Source organism: Corynebacterium callunae, from assembly GCF_046592015.1.
In the GTDB taxonomy this organism is placed as follows: Bacteria; Actinomycetota; Actinomycetes; order Mycobacteriales; family Mycobacteriaceae; genus Corynebacterium; species Corynebacterium callunae_A.
The window spans coordinates 1-16,482 of the sequence record NZ_JAWVOB010000009.1 but is presented as its reverse complement, the minus strand read 5'-3'; the positions used below and the strand labels follow the sequence as shown (position 1 = coordinate 16,482).

Genomic DNA, 16,482 nt, shown 5'->3' with positions numbered 1-16,482 from the left:
TGATTCCCACCTGTCCCCCTGAAAGTTCTTTGCTTCAAGTCTCAATTCAAAAAAGAAAGAAAATCATGTTTAATTTCGCGACGCGCAGCCGCATACAAGCAGCTGGCGCCTTGATCATCACCACCATGCTGGTGCTATTTGTTGCACTATTTGGTGGAACTACCGCCCAAGCACAAACCGCTCAGCCAGTCCCAGAATCCGCTAAAGTCACCATCACCAAGCTGTCCCAGCAGGGTGACCTGGGTTCTGCAGCAACCGGCGTGAAGACCGATCTGCCTAAAGGAACCGAACGCATTAACGGCGTCGTCTTCCAGTACTACCTGGTCGACAACACCGGTATCGGTGGATCTGCTGATATTGGAACCAACGCGGGACAAAAACTAGCTGCCAGCGTAACTGCCGCAACTGCGTCAATTCCGCAAACTCCAACCGGATCCTTCATTGCAACTGTCAATGGCGAAACAAGCGCAACTCTTTCTCGTGGCCTCTACGTCATTAAGGAAGATCCAACGAGTGTACCTGCCGGTGTAACCGCAGCAGCACCATTCTTGTTATCTGTTCCACTGACTGATCCAGAAAACCTTAACCAGTGGCTCACTGACATTTATGTCTACCCAAAGAACTCCCAGATTGCTGCTACCAAGACTGTAAACAACGCAGCTGCCCTGGTTGTAGGCAATGACGTTACCTGGACCATTAGCGCTGATATTCCTCGCGTCCAAAACCCAGCAGCCAAAGGTGCTACCGACAAGTTTCTTGCACCGGATTATTTCCGCATTGATGACACCCTGCAGGACACCCAGCTGGTTCTGAACCCTGCATTCGCTGAAGATGCTAACACCAGCATCAGCGTTAAGGCGGGAGAGACCAGTCTCATTGAGGGAACCGATTACAAGATCTCTCAAGTTGTCAGCAACCCAGCAGGATCCAAGACCTACCAGATCCTTTTCACTGACGATGGCCGTGCAGCCCTCGCCACCGCGGTTAACGCAAAATCAGACGCCAAGGTCACCGTAGAACTTGACACCACAGTTAAGTCAGCAAGCAAGATCGAAAACACCGCAAGCATCTACCCAGATTCTGCTTCCACTGTTCCATCAGTAGATAAGCCGAACGGTAATCCTCTGGTCACCCCTGCAACTGACGTTCGCTACGGCAGCTACAACTTCCAAAAGCTCAGCTCTGACACAAAGGTAACCGATCTTTCCGGTGCTGAGTTCCGCGTCTACGCAGACGAGGAAGATGCTAAAGCTGGCAATGACAATTACCTCAACCCAACTGACTCAAACGAAGGCCTCTGGACCTCCGATAAAGACGGCCACGTCAGCATCAGCGGCCTGCGCTACAGCGGTTACGCAAACGGCAAGATCGTTAACAAGGGCGAGGAAGGCTACATCACCTACTACCTCGTAGAAACCAAGGCGCTTGACGGCCACCAGCTCCTGGCCGAACCAGTCGCGTTCATCGTGGGTGACACCACTGGCACCAGCACCTCCGAGTGGAAAGCCGATCAAGACATCACCAACCAGGCCACCACTGGTGCATTCGTTCTGCCACTTACCGGTGGCTCCGGCACCACCATGCTCACCATTGCAGGTATTGCCATCTTGGCGATCGTGTTGTTCCTTGCACGTCGTCGTTCCGCCGCTGAGGCATAAATCAGTATTTAAAAACAACTAGAGCGGAGGTATCAATCATGAGTCAGCATGCTGCCATGGTTGGTGCCTCCGTTGCTGGTGGGATAGAAAAGATGCCACGACATGTGAAGCGGCGCAAAAAATCTAAGCGGAATCTCATCATTCCGTGGATTTTGCAGGTAGGTGCCATGATCGGCATTGCGGTGCTGCTGTACCCAACCGCTGCTGATTGGTTTGCCACCCGCGCACATAATGCGGAAATCTCTGGTTATAAGCAGGAGATTGAACAAATTCCTGCCCAAGATTTGCTGAAAAAGCGCGAACTCGCAAAGGAATATAATGCCAATATTCCTGCGGGTTTGTTGCAAGATCCGTTTTCTCACACCGCTGCCTATGAGAGCGCAAAGGCTGAGAGCGAATACCAGAATTACCGTGAGCTGCTTCAGGTTGGTGGCAAAGAATCAATCGGAGAGCTGGTTTATTCGGCTGTTGGCATTTCCCTGCCCATCTTTAGCGGAACCGATGATGAGGTCCTGCAAAAAGGGGTGGGGCATGTCTACGGCAGCTCGCTGCCGGTGGGTGGCCAGTCCACCCACGCTGTCCTAACCAGCCATTCAGGGCTGGTTGACGCTTCCTTGTTTACCAAGCTTTTCGACGCAAAAACCGGCGATACTTTCAAGGTCTCGGTGCTTGGTGAAGAACTTTATTACCAAGTAAAAAGCATTGAAACGGTACTGCCAGCAGAAACTGAGTCTCTCAAAGTCGTTGAGGGTGAAGACTGGCTAACGCTGATCACCTGTACTCCCATTGGCGTCAATAGCCATCGTCTGCTGGTACATGCCCAACGTGTTGATGCACCCCAGGTGGAATTTAATAATGTCATCGCTGGTGATGGCATCGTGGCAGGTTTCCCATGGTGGGCACTAGTTTTTTGTGCCGGCTCAGGTGTTGCCGCTTTCCTTATTTTTGCTAAGTCCCCGCACAAAGCTCAGGGCGGACGGCACCGGTCACAAAAACTGACAAAGAAAGTAGAGCTGTAGTGGGAAACGGTACTTCAAAATGGCACGCAATTTTTGCCATTATTACAGTCATTTTCTTGATTTCTGCGTTGTTTCTTGCGCAGCTCTTCTTCTTGGCTCCCTCCGCTCATAGTCAAACCCTGGATAAGGATGCGCGCTCGACGATCATCATCCACAAATTTGAGCAACCAGAACTCCTTGGAGCAAGGGCAAATGGTTTACCTCAAGATACCAGCGGTTTAACTGCAGTTCCGGGTGCTCGCTTTAGCGCAAAACGGGTGCCGGGAATTGATCTTTCAACCAATGAGGGGCAGGGGGCAGCCGCAGTCCTTGATATTAAGGAGGCTTCTAGTCGAGTCGCCAATGAACCGGTGGCTGCAAGTGCAATTACTAATGCGCAGGGTGATGCCTCCTTATCCAACCTCGAGGTCGGCCTTTATTACGTCGAAGAGACCACAATTCCCCTGGGCTTTATTGGAGCTGCACCATTTTTGGTGGCTTTACCGCTCACCAATCCAGAATCCAATGACTCCTGGCTCCACACCGTGCACGTATATCCCAAGAATTTCAAAGCCTCCATCGTTCTCGACGTTAAGGATGAAGATGCCGTTACTTTGGGCGATGTTGTGAACTGGAGTTCAAAATCCAGTATTCCTCTTAGAAAAGATATTGACGGCTACCGCGTTGAGCAGAAGATCCACAAAAATCTGGAACTCGTCTCAAACGGCGGTGACTACACCTCAGATATAAAGGTCAATTTCACCGGCGCCGGTGGCCAAGAACTTGTTCGCGGCCAAGATTATCTTATTAATTATGATTCCAACTCCCGTACCATCACCGTCGATTTTCTGGAGCCGGGCTTAAAAAAGCTGGAAGCAGCCGTTGCTGCCGATCCCACCGTTGAGGTGCAGATCGATTATGGGACAAAGGTTCGGGCCGAGGGTATTTTGACCAATACTGCCATTTTGTACCCCAGCGAAGAATCAATTTCTCAGGGAGTTGGAGTAAGCAGTGAAGCAGAAACTCGCTGGGGCCCACTTGCAGTAGTTGTACATGAACAGGGAAAACCAGATAATACTCTTGCAGGTGGAAAGTTCCAGCTCTTCCTCACCCCTGAAGATGCTTATAACAAAACTAATCCGGTTGTGGTCAATGGCATTAGTGAGTGGACCACCGATGAAAACGGCCGTTATATTTTTAAGGTTCTTCGTTTTCCGGGGTATGTAAATGGTCGTGATCGTGACTCCACTGATCCACTATTCCATACTCATTGGGTGGCTCCTGTTGAAACTCCACCAGGCTGGATTTGGGTTGATCCAGGTCCTAAAGAAGGACTTGTAAAATCCGATGTGATTTATGAATCGCTGGAATACGAGGTTTATAGAGTCAGCGATCAAACGACACCAGGAGGCTCGAATAGCTGGTGGGCCTTGATCTTGCTGCCTTTCGCTTGGTTGCCTTTTATTCATTCTCCAGATTCTTCTTATTCCGCAAATACGCCTGATACGACTGAGGTGAACCCACGGGAGCAAAGAGCTCTTGCGCAAACGCCAACCACGAGAACAAAAATTGAAGAGGCTCTTGCATCAACCGGTGCGCAGGTTACAGGAGTGCTCCTTTTTGGTGCAGTGTTTACAATTGCCGGCATCTTGCTCTTGGCACGTCGCAAGGATAATAAAGGAGAAGAAAACTGATGGCAGTTTCTCTTAAAGGCCGTCATCGTCTCCGCGCCGCAGCAAAGCCACCGCGTACCAGGAAGCAAAAGCAGCGCTTAATTCAAAATATTGCGCTGCAAATTTTCGCCATGATGGGAATCGTTTTGCTCATCTATCCCGATGCTGCGGATTGGGTGAATTCAATTGGACACAATGCAGAAATCTCTGGCTATAGGCAACAGATCGAAAACACCCCTTCCGAAGAGCGACAAAAGCTACTCGACGCCGCCTATAACTACAATGACCAGCTTGATCCTGGCCCCCTGACAGATCCTTATCTCAGTGAGGCGGAAGATGCGGTCATCGGCAGTGACTTGTATAAGGCCTATGAAGAGATGCTGCGGATTAGTGGTACCAAGGCGATTGGTACCGCCAACTATCCGGCGGTGGATATTTCTTTGCCCATTTACCATGGCACTTCAGCAGAGGTTCTTGATAAGGGAGTGGGCCATCTTTATGGAACCTCCCTTCCAGTGGGTGGGCCGTCGACACGCTCGGTATTGACCTCACACAGCGGTCTGCCAAATGCCAAGCTGTTTACCGGGCTGCATCAGGCGAAGGTGGGCGACACTTTTTGGATCTCGGTGATGGGTGAGGATCACTACTATCAGGTTCGCGAAATTGAAAAAGTTCTGCCCAATGAGACGGATTCCTTCAAGATTATTGAAGGCGAAGACTGGGTAACCCTCTTTACCTGCACCCCGGTCGGTGTTAATAGCCACCGTTTGCTGGTGCATGCAGAGCGCATCCCCACTCCCGAAGAGGAATTTGACAATGTCATCGCCGGTGACGGTAAGTCCTTAGGTTTCCCCTGGTGGTTGCTGGAATTTTTGGGAGGTTCCGCACTGGTTGCAGCAATGTTGTTCCTGCCAGTACGTCGCAAGAAGCCAGCCCCGAAGGAGGCTTAACCATTTAGCCTCCTAAGCCTCACCCAAATTTAAGGTGGGGCTGAGACAGTCAACCTAGCTCAACCGCTAATGCTAGGGGAATGACATGTCACAAAACGCAGGAATACAACAAGGCAGCCCCTTACTTCTTTTAGTTGTATGGGCGCTGCTTTTGGGCATTTTTGCAGCACTTGCACCCGTGGTCCAAGCAGCCTCGGGAATTTCCACCGACTTGTTGTCTGTAGTTATGCTCGCCCCGCTTGCAGCCAGCGTCATTGTGCTGATTCGCCCCTCCTGGGCGGCGCATACCTGGACCGCAACCACGCTGCCACAGGTCCTGCGCAGGGCTCTTTTTGCACTCATTGCCGTTATGGTTTTTGGCGTTATTTTGTCCATCAGCGTGGGCCAAACACCGGAATTTTCCGGAATTAGTGCAGGCGCACCCCTGGCACTATTTTTAGTGCTGCAACTTTTTGGCGCCTGGAGTGAAGAACTCGGCTGGCGCGGAGTGGTCCAAGAAAACGGCGAACAACTGGCCAAGCCCTATATTGTCTCTGCCATCGCGGGCTTCATTTTTGGTGCCACCCACCTGGGATATTGGCAACTGGGGTGGGCGCCCGTCCTCACCTTTGCGCTCACCACCACCTTTATGAGCCTTGCCATCACCACCATCTTCCGCGGTTCGCTATGGCAACGTCTCATCCCCGCTACCGTCATTCACCTCGGCATGAACCTCATCCTGGCCGCATTCCCGGCCCCCAGACCCTCGCCGCAGCCATCGGCATGTGGCTCGCCGCCTACGGCCTTGCTTGGCTTGGCGCTGGGGCGCGTCGATAAGCATTTTTTGCTTGTCGACGCCCTTCCGCGGCGTTGTGGAATAGCGGCGGGGGAGGGCGGGTTGAAGGAAGAGACGAATAAAAACTATAGAAGAGGATTTCCTATGACCACGCCTGCTCCCGTTGCTAAGAAAATGAAAATTGAAGTGTGGAGCGACATCATGTGTCCATTTTGCTATATCGGCAAAAAGCGCCTGGATGATGCTCTCGCGGAATTTGAGCATAATGATCGTGTTGAGGTGGAGTACAAGAGCTTTGAGCTAATGCCAGGCCTTGAGACTTATCCGCTGCGTTCCGATGTGGAAATGCTGGCGGAAACCAAGGGTATGCCAGTGGAGCAGGCTAAACAGATGAACGCTCGTGTGCAGGAAATGGCACATTCCGCAGGCCTGGAAATGAATCACGATGATACTGTGGCTGCCAATACCATTAATGCTCACCGCCTGACCCACTTTGCCAAGGAACAGGGCAAGCAGGTTGAGGTTGCGCAGGCATTGTTTAAGGCTCACTTTGTAGAAGGCCACAATGTTGACGATATCGATGAACTGGTAGCAATTGCCGAGGCCACCGGCCTAGACGGTACCAAGACCCGCGAGGTTTTGGAGTCTGATGCCTATACCAATGAAGTACAGCAGGATGTTTTTGAAGCTCGCCAGCTGGGTGTGCAGGGTGTGCCTTTCTTCGTATTCGACCGCAAGTACGCCATTAGCGGTGCACAGCAGTCTGAGGTATTTGCTGACACCGTGGAAAAATCCTTTGCTGAATGGGCAGAGGCAAATCCCCAAAGCCCTTTTGAAGTAATTCAGGGTGATTCTTGCTCCATTGATGGAAACTGCAGCTAGTTTTTCTGGCTTTTCCTTTTTGGCGTTGGCGTCTGGGCTTTGGTACTGGCGTTGGCGTCTGGGGTCTGGGCGCTCACATTTTTTGATGTGGGCGCCCTTTCGCTTTTGTTGGGTGCTTTAAGGCTTTGAAAGTTTTATTAATGCGCTGAAAATGCTTGATAAAACCCCAGTTCAGGGCGCGATTTTGCGGATTTAAAAAAGTCACGTATATTCTTATCCAGTCGCCGAGAGCGACGAGCTCCCATCGTCTAGGGGCCTAGGACACCGCCCTTTCACGGCGGCGACACGGGTTCGAATCCCGTTGGGAGTACTGCTTCCCCTTTGAGGGATAGCAGCAGTGAAATGCAGCAATTAGGCCCTGTGGCGCAGTTGGTTAGCGCGCCGCCCTGTCACGGCGGAGGTCGCGGGTTCAAGTCCCGTCAGGGTCGCAATATTGCACAGCAAAGGACGCACATTCTTTATTGAATGTGCGTCCTTTGTTTTTTGCATGGTGGGTATAGCTCGGGGCTTGGTTAGGAGCCTTGGGGTGCGGGTTTTGGTTTGGGGATTTTAAGTTTGAGGGTTTTAAAAGGGGTTCCCTAAAGATTTTCAAGGGTTGAGGGACAAAAAGTGTGTTTTTACGGCGTGTCGACTTAAGGGACATTTTGTGTGTTTCCCCTGGCAGCTCACACCGTCGCCACCAAAACGAGATTAACGATCTTGCCATCCTTTACGAACACCCAAAGGGCTAGGCGGAGTGGATTAACTACCAATGTCTTAAGCTACTGGCCGACCGTCTTCATGACCGAGTGTGAGGATGAGGCTGGCGACACTCAATCTGGTGCTGCACTCGGGGTGGTTGCAGCGCCAGCTGGTGGTGCCTTTGGTGGTGGTGCCGTTCTTGATCATGGGCCCGACGTAGACCGGGCAGGTTGGTCGTTTTCTGTTCACCTGAAAGGTTGTAATACTGGGGTTATTACAGTTTGGTGATTGGGTGGGGATTTCTTAAAGGCTGGTGGGGTTTGTGGTTAGTGGAATACAACTTTATGGGTTTGATGCTGGTGGGGTGGTGGTTTTAGTCCGTTTGAAACACACTTTTTGTCCCTTAACCCATTTTCAAAGTGTTGCACTTTGCAAATATTCAAGTGTTATGCTTCACAAGACCTTGAAAATGTGAGCTGCTCCATTATTTACCAATGTTGGGGGAGGGTTTCCCATGCACGCTCATTGAATTGGAGCTGGCCCCAGTGCTGTGGGGCTGGGAATGGGAACCACCATGGATCTTTTTGAATACCAAGCACGCGAGCTTTTTGCCGCCCATAATGTCCCTGTCCTTAAAGGTGGGGTGGCTTCTACTCCCGAGGCTGTCCGCGATGCTGTGGCCTCTATTGGTGCGGCTGGCGTTGGCGGGTCCGGCGTTGGCGGGGCTGCAGTAATTAAAGCGCAAGTAAAAGTAGGAGGCCGGGGTAAGGCTGGGGGAATTCGCGTAGTTGCAGATCCTGCGGAGGCCTACCGCGCTGCCGAGGAAATCTTGGGCATGGACATCAAAGGCCATGTGGTGGATCAGGTCATGGTGGTGGAATGTGCGCAGATTGCCGCAGAATACTATTTCTCCATTGTTTTGGACCGTGCGCACCGTTCCTACTTGGCTATGTGCTCGGTACAAGGGGGTATGGATATTGAAACCCTGGTGGCTGAAAACCCTGCTGCGCTTGCCAAGGAAGAAGTAGACCCACTGGTGGGCATAGACGAGGCTAAAGCGCGTGAGATTGTCCACGCAGCAGGTTTGGCACCCGACATTGCGGAAAAGTCATTCCCGTGTTGATACAGCTTTATGAGGTCTATTACCAAGAGGAAGCAACCCTCGTTGAGGTAAATCCTTTGGTTTTAACCCAATCCGGGGACATTGTGGCCCTCGACGGCAAAATTACCTTGGATGATAATGCCAATTTCCGTCACGATAATCGTGCAGCCCTCGCAGAATCAGCTGGCGGGTTGGACCTTCTGGAGCTTAAAGCCCGCAAACACGATCTCAACTACGTCAAACTTGATGGTTCTGTAGGGATCATTGGCAATGGCGCAGGTCTGGTGATGTCCACTCTGGATATTGTGGCCGCTGCGGGTAAAAAGCATGGCGGACAAATGCCCGCCAACTTCCTCGATATTGGTGGCGGAGCTTCGGCGGAATCGATGGCTGCCGGCCTCGATGTCATATTGGGGGATAAGCAGGTAAGAAGTGTTTTTGTCAATGTTTTTGGAGGCATTACTGCCTGCGATGTAGTCGCCCGTGGCATTGTCGGCGCACTTGAAACCCTAGGAGATCAAGCAACAAAGCCACTGGTCGTGCGCCTGGATGGCAATAATGTCGACGCTGGCCGACGCATCTTGGAGGAATACGGCCACCACCTCGTCACCGTGGTGGAAGGAATGGACGCAGCAGCTGATAAAGCTGCAGAACTTGCAGATTCTGAGTACTACGCCACTGTCATTAACTAAGACACCTTCCCAGGTGTTTTAAGGAGTTTATTTCCCATGTCTATTTTTCTAAATGCTGATTCCCGCATCATTATCCAAGGAATTACCGGTGCCGAAGGCTCGGAACATGCCCGCCGCATCTTGGCCTCCGGTGCGCAGCTGGTGGGTGGAACCAATCCACGCAAAGCTGGCCAAACAGTTCTGATTAATGATCAAGAGCTCCCTGTTTTGGCACTGTTGCTAAAGCCATGGCAAAAACCGACGCAAATGTCACAGTTATTTTTGTACCGCCCGCTTTTGCTAAAGGCGCCATCATTGAGGCTATCGATGCACATATTCCGCTCTGCGTGGTTATTACAGAAGGAATTCCTGTGCGAGATACCGCTGAAGCGTGGGCCTATGCCAAAAAGGTGGGTAAAACCCGGATTATTGGACCAAATTGTCCAGGGATTATTACTCCAGGGGAATCCTTGGCGGGGATTACGCCGGCAAATATTTCGGGCAGTGGGCCGATTGGGCTGATCTCTAAGTCTGGCACGCTGACTTATCAGATGATGTATGAGCTCTCTGAAATTGGGATTTCTACGGCGATTGGCATCGGTGGTGACCCCATCATTGGAACAACCCATATTGACGCGCTAGAGGCCTTTGAGGCGGATCCTGTGACCAAAGCAATTGTGATGATCGGTGAGATCGGTGGTGACGCCGAGGAACGCGCTGCCGAATACATCGCCAACCACGTCACCAAGCCGGTGGTTGGTTATGTTGCTGGATTTACCGCTCCCGAGGGTAAAACCATGGGGCATGCCGGCGCCATCGTTATGGGCTCGCAGGGGACAGCGCGCGCTAAAAAGGCGGCCTTGGAAGCAGTGGGGGTGCGGGTAGGTACAACTCCCAGTGAGACTGCGCGCTTAATGCGAGAAGTAATTGCAAGCTTGTAAATAGAGTGCTTTTTCTTCCCTATTTTTCCGCTATGACCTGCTGATTTGTGGCTATTCCAAAGGTCTGTGTAGAGTATTCATCTGTGCGCAGGACAGTGTGACAAACACTGAACAAGTGCACGGCTTTAAGGCCCTGTGGCGCAGTTGGTTAGCGCGCCGCCCTGTCACGGCGGAGGTCGCGGGTTCAAGTCCCGTCAGGGTCGCTGGAGTTGGTCTATAATATAGAACAGCCCCTGGCTAGATAGCTCAGTCGGTAGAGCATCCGCCTGAAAAGTGGAAGGTCGCCGGTTCGATCCCGGCTCTAGCCACAATATGCACCTCGGTTTATTCTTTCGGGAATAGGCCGAGGTGTTTTTGTGTTCTCAGGTATAACAGAAGGCAGAGCCCACACCCGAGGAGTACACACATGAGCGAAAACATCGGCAGCATCGAAGTTGTCCACAATGAGGGCCAAAAGCGCTTTGTTATTAGCGTAGACGGCACTCCAGCAGGCTTTTCCAGCTATGTTGACGGCACTGACTTCCGCAATTTCAACCACACCGTCATCAGGCCGGAATTCCGCGGCCGTGGCCTGTCAGCGCCCCTAATTAAGTTCGCCCTTGACGATGCCCGCGAATCCGGCATTCGCATCCACGATGCCTGCTCAGCGGTGGCCGCCTTCATTAAAAAGAATCCGGAATACCAAGACCTTAAAAAATAAAAGCGCTTTTCGACGCAAAAACGCCCGCTCTCTAGCATCTTGCAGAGGCGGGCTATAAGCGGTGTTTAGATGTAGTAGTCGGGGTCAACAAGCTTAATTTTTTCAGCGTTTCCACGCGGACGAGCCACCGCTGGAATACCAACAGCAATATGTTCTGCCGGCACATCCTTAGTAACAACGGCATTGGCGCCGATGGCAGATCCAGCACCGATGGTAATTGGTCCCAAAACCTTCGCACCAGCACCAACAGTGACATTGTCCTCGAGAGTGGGGTGGCGCTTGGTCTGAGTGAGCACCTGACCACCAAGGGTAACTCCGTGGTAGAGCATGACGCCATCGCCAATTTCGGCGGTTTCACCAATCACAATGCCCATACCGTGGTCAATGAAGAAACGACGACCAATGGTGGCACCGGGGTGAATTTCAATTCCGGTGAGGAAGCGGGTGACTTGGGAAAGTACGCGTGCTGGTCCTCGGAAACCGGACTTCCACAGGCGATGAGCTACTCGGTGGGCCCAGATCGCATGGAGGCCAGAATAGACGATCGCATTCTCTAAATCTCCTCGCGCTGCCGGATCATGGTCACGGGCATTGGCAAGATCTTCATGGATCATCTTCACGAACGAAAGCATATTGGCAAGTCTAACAGCGCCCTCCAAAACCAAGCTGAAACTTGAAGGAGAAATATTCATGAAAAAACCGCCGGTGCAAAAGCACCGGCGGTTAAATTCGCTTTTAAAGATTAGTCGCGAATGTCTTCGTAAAGAACGGTGGAGACATAACGCTCACCGAAGTCGCAGACGACGGTAACGATGGTCTTGCCAGCGTTCTCTGGCTTTGCAGCCAATTCCAGAGCAGCCTTGATGTTGGCGCCGGTGGAGATACCGCCGAGGATGCCTTCTTCAACAGCAAGCTTGCGGGAGTATACAACTGCATCCTCGTTGGAAACGGTAAGAACATCATCGAGGATCTTGCGATCCAGAACCTCAGGAATGAAGTTAGCGCCGATACCCTGAATCTTGTGAGGGCCAGCCTTGCCGGTGGTCAGCAGTGGGGAAGCCGCTGGCTCAACTGCGTAAACCTTAGCGTCAGCGTTGTTCTCCTTGAGAACCTGGCCGACACCGGTGACGGTTCCGCCGGTACCGAAGCCTGCAACGAAGATGTCAACGTTGCCGTCGGTGTCTTCGAGGATTTCCTTAGCGGTGGTTGCGCGGTGGATAGCTGGGTTTGCCTCGTTCTCGAACTGGCGAGCAAGAATTGCGTTCTGGCGTTCAGCAACGATCTCATCAGCCTTGTCCTTAGCGCCCTGCATGCCGGCAGCACCGGGGGTCAGGATGATTTCTGCACCATAAGCGCGCAGCATAACGCGACGCTCGGTGGACATGGTCTCAGGCATGGTGAGCACAACGTTGTAACCACGTGCTGCGCCAACCATTGCGAGTGCAATACCGGTGTTGCCGGAGGTTGCTTCAACGATGGTGCCACCTGGCTTGAGCTCGCCGGACTTTTCAGCTGCTTCGATGATTGCCAGACCGATGCGGTCCTTGACGGAGTTAGCTGGGTTAAAAGACTCGATCTTGACCAGGATGGTGGCGTCGAGGCCCTCGGTCAGCTTGTTGAGCTTGACCAGTGGGGTGCGACCGATGGTTTCGGTGATGTTGTTGTACACGTTGCCCATGAAGGGTGTGCTCCTAACGAAAAGTGGTTGTTTAAAGTTCATCGGGGCTGTACGAATCAGCCTCTAGAAATCGAGTGTACACAAAATCGAGGCTGAGAAGTAGACAGTGCTGTTCATTATGTATAGACAGGAAGATTTGGGCAGCTAGTTCTGTCATTTTGCAATGAATTTTTTTTGCTGCTTCTCCGCCCGGCAGGGCGGCGTCGACAAGCGGGCTTTAAAGGCAATTCTTTCAGGATTTTTGAACGACAATTTTAAATTTTTTGCAGAAATACAGCTTTTTGGGGTCATAAAAAGTGTTCTATGCCACGTTTACAACTTTTCGTGGGCGAGTACTTCACCACAAATGGGGGTATATAGCGTGTCTGCCATGTTAGTTGCGGTGGAAGGGGAGGGTTTCTTCCTAAAAAGTAGTGTGAACTGCAGATTGTTTAACGGGGGGAGCGTAATCAGGCTGGCGGGGGTATTGTGTGAGGGGTAGGGAACTTTCCAAAATACCCCCGAAAATCAATAGGTCCAATAGGCGTTCTCAACAAATTTGCAATTGAGCTCGACTATGATCACCCCCAAAGGGGCGTTATACTGTACGCCTGTTGGAAGAATGTAATTCGTGTGGAGATCTTCGGGTGTACCATCACGGGTGTAAAGCAAGAGGAGATCTACAGGTGGATACCCAGCGGATCAAAGATGATGAAGATGCTATTCGTTCGGCACTAACTTCTCTCAAAACTGCCACTGGCATCCCTGTGACAATGTTTGCCACGGTGTTGCCGGATAATAGGTTGCAGATTACGCAGTGGGTGGGTCTGCGGACTCCAGCCTTGCAAAATCTTGTTATTGAGCCTGGTGTTGGAGTTGGTGGACGCGTGGTGGCAACCCGCCGACCAGTTGGCGTAAGTGATTACACCCGCGCGAATGTCATTTCTCATGAAAAAGATTCCGCAATCCAGGATGAGGGACTGCATTCCATCGTCGCCGTTCCTGTGATTGTGCACCGCGAAATCCGCGGCGTGCTTTATGTGGGCGTCCATTCTTCAGTTCGCCTGGGCGATACCGTCATTGAAGAAGTCACCATGACCGCTCGCACCTTGGAACAAAACCTTGCTATTAATTCTGCTTTGCGACGCACCGGCGCCGCAGATGGTCGCGGTTCCCTTAAATCAAACCGCATCATGAATGGGGCGGAGTGGGAGCAAGTGCGTTCCACGCACTCCAAGTTGCGCATGCTGGCAAACCGCGTCACTGACGAGGACCTGCGCCGCGACCTAGAAGAGCTGTGCGACCAAATGGTCACCCCAGTTCGCATTAAGCAAACCACCAAGCTGTCTGCCCGCGAACTTGATGTCTTGGCTTGCGTTGCACTTGGCCACACCAATGTGGAAGCTGCCGAGGAAATGGGCATCGGCGCTGAGACCGTCAAGAGCTACCTGCGCTCGGTGATGCGTAAACTCGGCGCTCACACCCGCTATGAAGCAGTAAATGCTGCTCGACGAATCGGCGCTTTGCCCTGATTTTTTGGGAAATGCCTCTTCACTAATCACTGTGAAGGGGCATTTTTTGATGCTGGCCACCGGGCACCCATTTAATATCGCCCGTGCTGGCATTTGCTGCGCGCGACAAAATAAACAGTAGATCGCTGAGCCGGTTGAGATATTTACCAGGTTGGGGAGAAGTAGATTCTGGGAATTCACGGTGTGCCACCCAGGCTGCACGTTCAGCTCTGCGGGTGATTGCGCGGGCATTATGTAATAGCGCTGCTGCTGGAGTACCGCCGGGCAAAATAAAAGAATCCAGTGCTGCAAGATCCGCATTCCACTTATCGCATTCGGCTTCGAGGAGGTCGATATATTCCGCTTTTACCCGCAGCGGTGGATATTGCGGATTTTCCACAATGGGAGTGGCTAGATCTGCGCCCACATCAAAAAGATCATTTTGAATGGCAAGTAAAAGCTGCGCCATCGCTTCCGGGGGATTTCCCAACGCCAACACCATGCCGATGGCGCAATTGGCCTCATCGGTTTCTGCATAGGCAATCAGGCGTGGATCGTCTTTGGGTACGCGGGAGAAATCCGCCAAGCCGGTGGTTCCATCATCGCCGGTGCGCGTATAAATTTTAGTGAGGTGAACAGCCATAATTTCCAAATCTAGCTGGCTTTTCCTCTCACTGGCGTAGAGACGGTTAAGGTGGGGCTGGTGAAAGACAGATTTTTAGTGACAGGCGGAGCCCGACTACACGGATCAGTGAAAGTCGACGGCGCAAAAAATAGTGTTTTGAAGCTTATGGCAGCAGCACTACTGGCGGAGGGTACAACCACCCTTAACAACTGCCCAGAAATTCTTGACGTTCCGCTGATGCGTGATGTCTTGGTTGGATTGGGCTGTGAGGTTGAAATTGACGGCTCAACCGTGAAAATTACAACTCCCGCGGAACTTAGCTCCGACGCAGATTTCCCTGCAGTAACCCAATTCCGTGCATCTGTCTGTGTACTTGGACCACTTACGGCTCGTTGCGGTCGGGCAGTAGTGTCCTTGCCTGGTGGCGATGCAATTGGATCCCGTCCCCTGGACATGCACCAAAGTGGCTTGGAAAAGCTGGGCGCAACCACCCGAATTTCCCATGGTGCAGTTGTTGCAGAGGCTGAGCACCTAGTTGGCGCAGAAATTACTCTTGATTTTCCCTCTGTTGGCGCCACCGAAAATATCCTCACCGCATCTGTTATGGCAGAAGGACGCACCGTACTAGATAACGCTGCCCGCGAACCTGAAATTGTGGATCTTTGCCGCATGCTTCGTTCAATGGGTGCAAAAATCGAAGGCGAAGGATCCCCAACCATCACTATTGATGGTGTGGATAAACTCCAGCCCACCACCCATGAAGTAATCGGTGATCGCATTGTTGCCGGCACCTGGGCATATGCTGCTGCGATGACACGCGGCGATATTACCGTTGGCGGAATTGCACCTCGTTATCTGCACTTGCCTTTGGAAAAGCTGAAGTTGGCAGGTGCCAAGGTGGAGACCTTTGAAAACGGCTTCCGAGTGCAAATGTCTAAGCGCCCTCTTGCTACCGACTACCAAACTCTGCCATTCCCGGGTTTCCCAACGGATCTGCAGCCAATGGCAATTGGAATTAATGCCGTAGCCGAAGGCACCTCTGTTATTACAGAGAATGTTTTTGAATCCCGCTTCCGCTTTGTTGATGAGATGTTGCGTCTCGGGGCAGATGCAGCTGTTGATGGACACCATGTGGTGATTCGAGGAATTGAACAGCTTTCCTCTACCTCAGTGTGGTCTTCTGATATTCGTGCCGGCGCCGGCCTGGTCCTTGCCGCACTATGTGCCGATGGAGTTACCGAGGTTCACGATGTCTTCCATATTGACCGCGGATACCCCAACTTTGTGGAAAATCTGCAGCGCTTAGGTGCTCAGATTGAAAGAGTGAGCTCTTAAAACTCCTAGCTTGTGTTTAACGCCTCCAGTGAAACCTCGGTTGACCTGGAGGTTTGTTATTGCTGGGCGGCCTGTGTAAATTATTCCAAGTCAGCGCGACCAACTGCGGTTCAGAAATTAAAACAACTGAGCAAGGCAGAAGGGATTAGACGCAGACAGACTCCAAATCTTTTCAAGGATTTAAGCCAAGTTGCTTTTTTCTGAACAGAGAGTGTAGAGTCAAACAAGCCGCTTAAGACAATATCAATCTTTAGATTGATGATTGTTCGAGTGTGTGTATGTTGTTTGAGAACTCAATAGTGTGCCATTTATTTTATTATGTT

12 protein-coding genes, 4 tRNA genes and 2 pseudogenes are annotated in these 16,482 nt (G+C 51.7%); 14 read left to right on the top strand and 4 right to left on the bottom strand.

The window, feature by feature from the left end; translation table 11 throughout:
- Window positions 1-65 precede the first annotated feature (65 nt).
- From SFC07_RS10280 to SFC07_RS10250, 7 genes are all read left to right on the top strand, one after another.
- Window positions 66-1,658, top strand: coding sequence for a SpaH/EbpB family LPXTG-anchored major pilin (locus SFC07_RS10280; RefSeq protein WP_411208163.1), 1,593 nt, complete (start codon window positions 66-68; stop codon window positions 1,656-1,658).
- A 38-nt stretch (window positions 1,659-1,696) separates the two neighbouring features.
- Complete coding sequence (locus tag SFC07_RS10275; protein ID WP_411208162.1) at window positions 1,697-2,677, top strand: class C sortase; 981 nt, start codon at window positions 1,697-1,699, stop codon at window positions 2,675-2,677.
- Complete coding sequence (locus tag SFC07_RS10270; protein WP_411208161.1) at window positions 2,677-4,350, top strand: SpaH/EbpB family LPXTG-anchored major pilin; 1,674 nt, start codon at window positions 2,677-2,679, stop codon at window positions 4,348-4,350. Before SFC07_RS10275 ends, SFC07_RS10270 begins: the two co-directional genes overlap by 1 nt.
- Window positions 4,350-5,279: a class C sortase gene (locus SFC07_RS10265; protein ID WP_411208160.1), complete on the top strand. Its 930-nt coding sequence runs from the start codon at window positions 4,350-4,352 to the stop codon at window positions 5,277-5,279. The genes SFC07_RS10270 and SFC07_RS10265 overlap by 1 nt, the downstream gene beginning before the upstream one ends.
- 85 nt (window positions 5,280-5,364) lie before the next feature.
- Complete coding sequence (locus tag SFC07_RS10260; RefSeq protein ID WP_411208158.1) at window positions 5,365-6,936, top strand: DsbA family protein; 1,572 nt, start codon at window positions 5,365-5,367, stop codon at window positions 6,934-6,936.
- 237 nt (window positions 6,937-7,173) lie between these two features.
- Window positions 7,174-7,246, top strand: a tRNA-Glu gene (locus tag SFC07_RS10255).
- Between the two features lie 44 nt (window positions 7,247-7,290).
- Window positions 7,291-7,364 (top strand) — tRNA-Asp (locus SFC07_RS10250).
- A 328-nt stretch (window positions 7,365-7,692) separates the two neighbouring features.
- On the opposite strand, the gene SFC07_RS10245 is transcribed toward SFC07_RS10250, so the two are convergent.
- Entirely contained in the window at window positions 7,693-7,866 is a 174-nt protein-coding gene (locus tag SFC07_RS10245; RefSeq protein ID WP_411208277.1) for a hypothetical protein, read from the bottom strand.
- 325 nt (window positions 7,867-8,191) lie between these two features.
- Between SFC07_RS10245 and sucC the strand changes: the two are divergent.
- From sucC to SFC07_RS10220, 5 genes and pseudogenes are all read left to right on the top strand, one after another.
- Window positions 8,192-9,411: pseudogene (sucC, locus tag SFC07_RS10240) on the top strand (ADP-forming succinate--CoA ligase subunit beta).
- A gap of 36 nt (window positions 9,412-9,447) precedes the next feature.
- Window positions 9,448-10,331, top strand: a pseudogene (sucD, locus tag SFC07_RS10235) (succinate--CoA ligase subunit alpha).
- Between the two features lie 129 nt (window positions 10,332-10,460).
- A tRNA-Asp gene (locus tag SFC07_RS10230) sits at window positions 10,461-10,534 on the top strand.
- Between the two features lie 32 nt (window positions 10,535-10,566).
- A tRNA-Phe gene (locus SFC07_RS10225) sits at window positions 10,567-10,639 on the top strand.
- Window positions 10,624-11,031, top strand: coding sequence for a GNAT family N-acetyltransferase (locus SFC07_RS10220; RefSeq protein ID WP_411208265.1), 408 nt, complete (start codon window positions 10,624-10,626; stop codon window positions 11,029-11,031). The genes SFC07_RS10225 and SFC07_RS10220 overlap by 16 nt, the downstream gene beginning before the upstream one ends.
- Before the next feature lie 65 nt (window positions 11,032-11,096).
- On the opposite strand, the gene epsC is transcribed toward SFC07_RS10220, so the two are convergent.
- Both epsC and cysK read right to left on the bottom strand, forming a co-directional pair.
- Window positions 11,097-11,663 carry a serine O-acetyltransferase EpsC gene (epsC, locus tag SFC07_RS10215; protein ID WP_411208157.1) on the bottom strand — a complete coding sequence of 189 codons (567 nt, stop codon included), beginning with the start codon at window positions 11,661-11,663 and terminating at the stop codon, window positions 11,097-11,099.
- Between the two features lie 110 nt (window positions 11,664-11,773).
- Window positions 11,774-12,709, bottom strand: a complete 936-nt coding sequence (cysK, locus tag SFC07_RS10210; RefSeq protein WP_411208156.1) for a cysteine synthase A — start codon at window positions 12,707-12,709, stop codon at window positions 11,774-11,776.
- Between the two features lie 665 nt (window positions 12,710-13,374).
- On the opposite strand from cysK, the gene ramA reads away from it, so the two are divergent.
- Window positions 13,375-14,220, top strand: a complete 846-nt coding sequence (ramA, locus tag SFC07_RS10205) for an acetate metabolism transcriptional regulator RamA (RefSeq protein ID WP_411208155.1) — start codon at window positions 13,375-13,377, stop codon at window positions 14,218-14,220.
- A gap of 22 nt (window positions 14,221-14,242) precedes the next feature.
- On the opposite strand, the gene SFC07_RS10200 is transcribed toward ramA, so the two are convergent.
- The gene (locus SFC07_RS10200; protein WP_411208154.1) at window positions 14,243-14,842 is read right to left on the bottom strand and encodes a cob(I)yrinic acid a,c-diamide adenosyltransferase; all 600 of its coding nucleotides are present in this window, start codon (window positions 14,840-14,842) and stop codon (window positions 14,243-14,245) included.
- A 60-nt stretch (window positions 14,843-14,902) separates the two neighbouring features.
- Between SFC07_RS10200 and murA the strand changes: the two genes are divergently transcribed.
- Entirely contained in the window at window positions 14,903-16,159 is a 1,257-nt protein-coding gene (murA, locus tag SFC07_RS10195; protein WP_411208153.1) for a UDP-N-acetylglucosamine 1-carboxyvinyltransferase, read from the top strand.
- The last annotated feature ends 323 nt before the right edge of the window (window positions 16,160-16,482 follow it).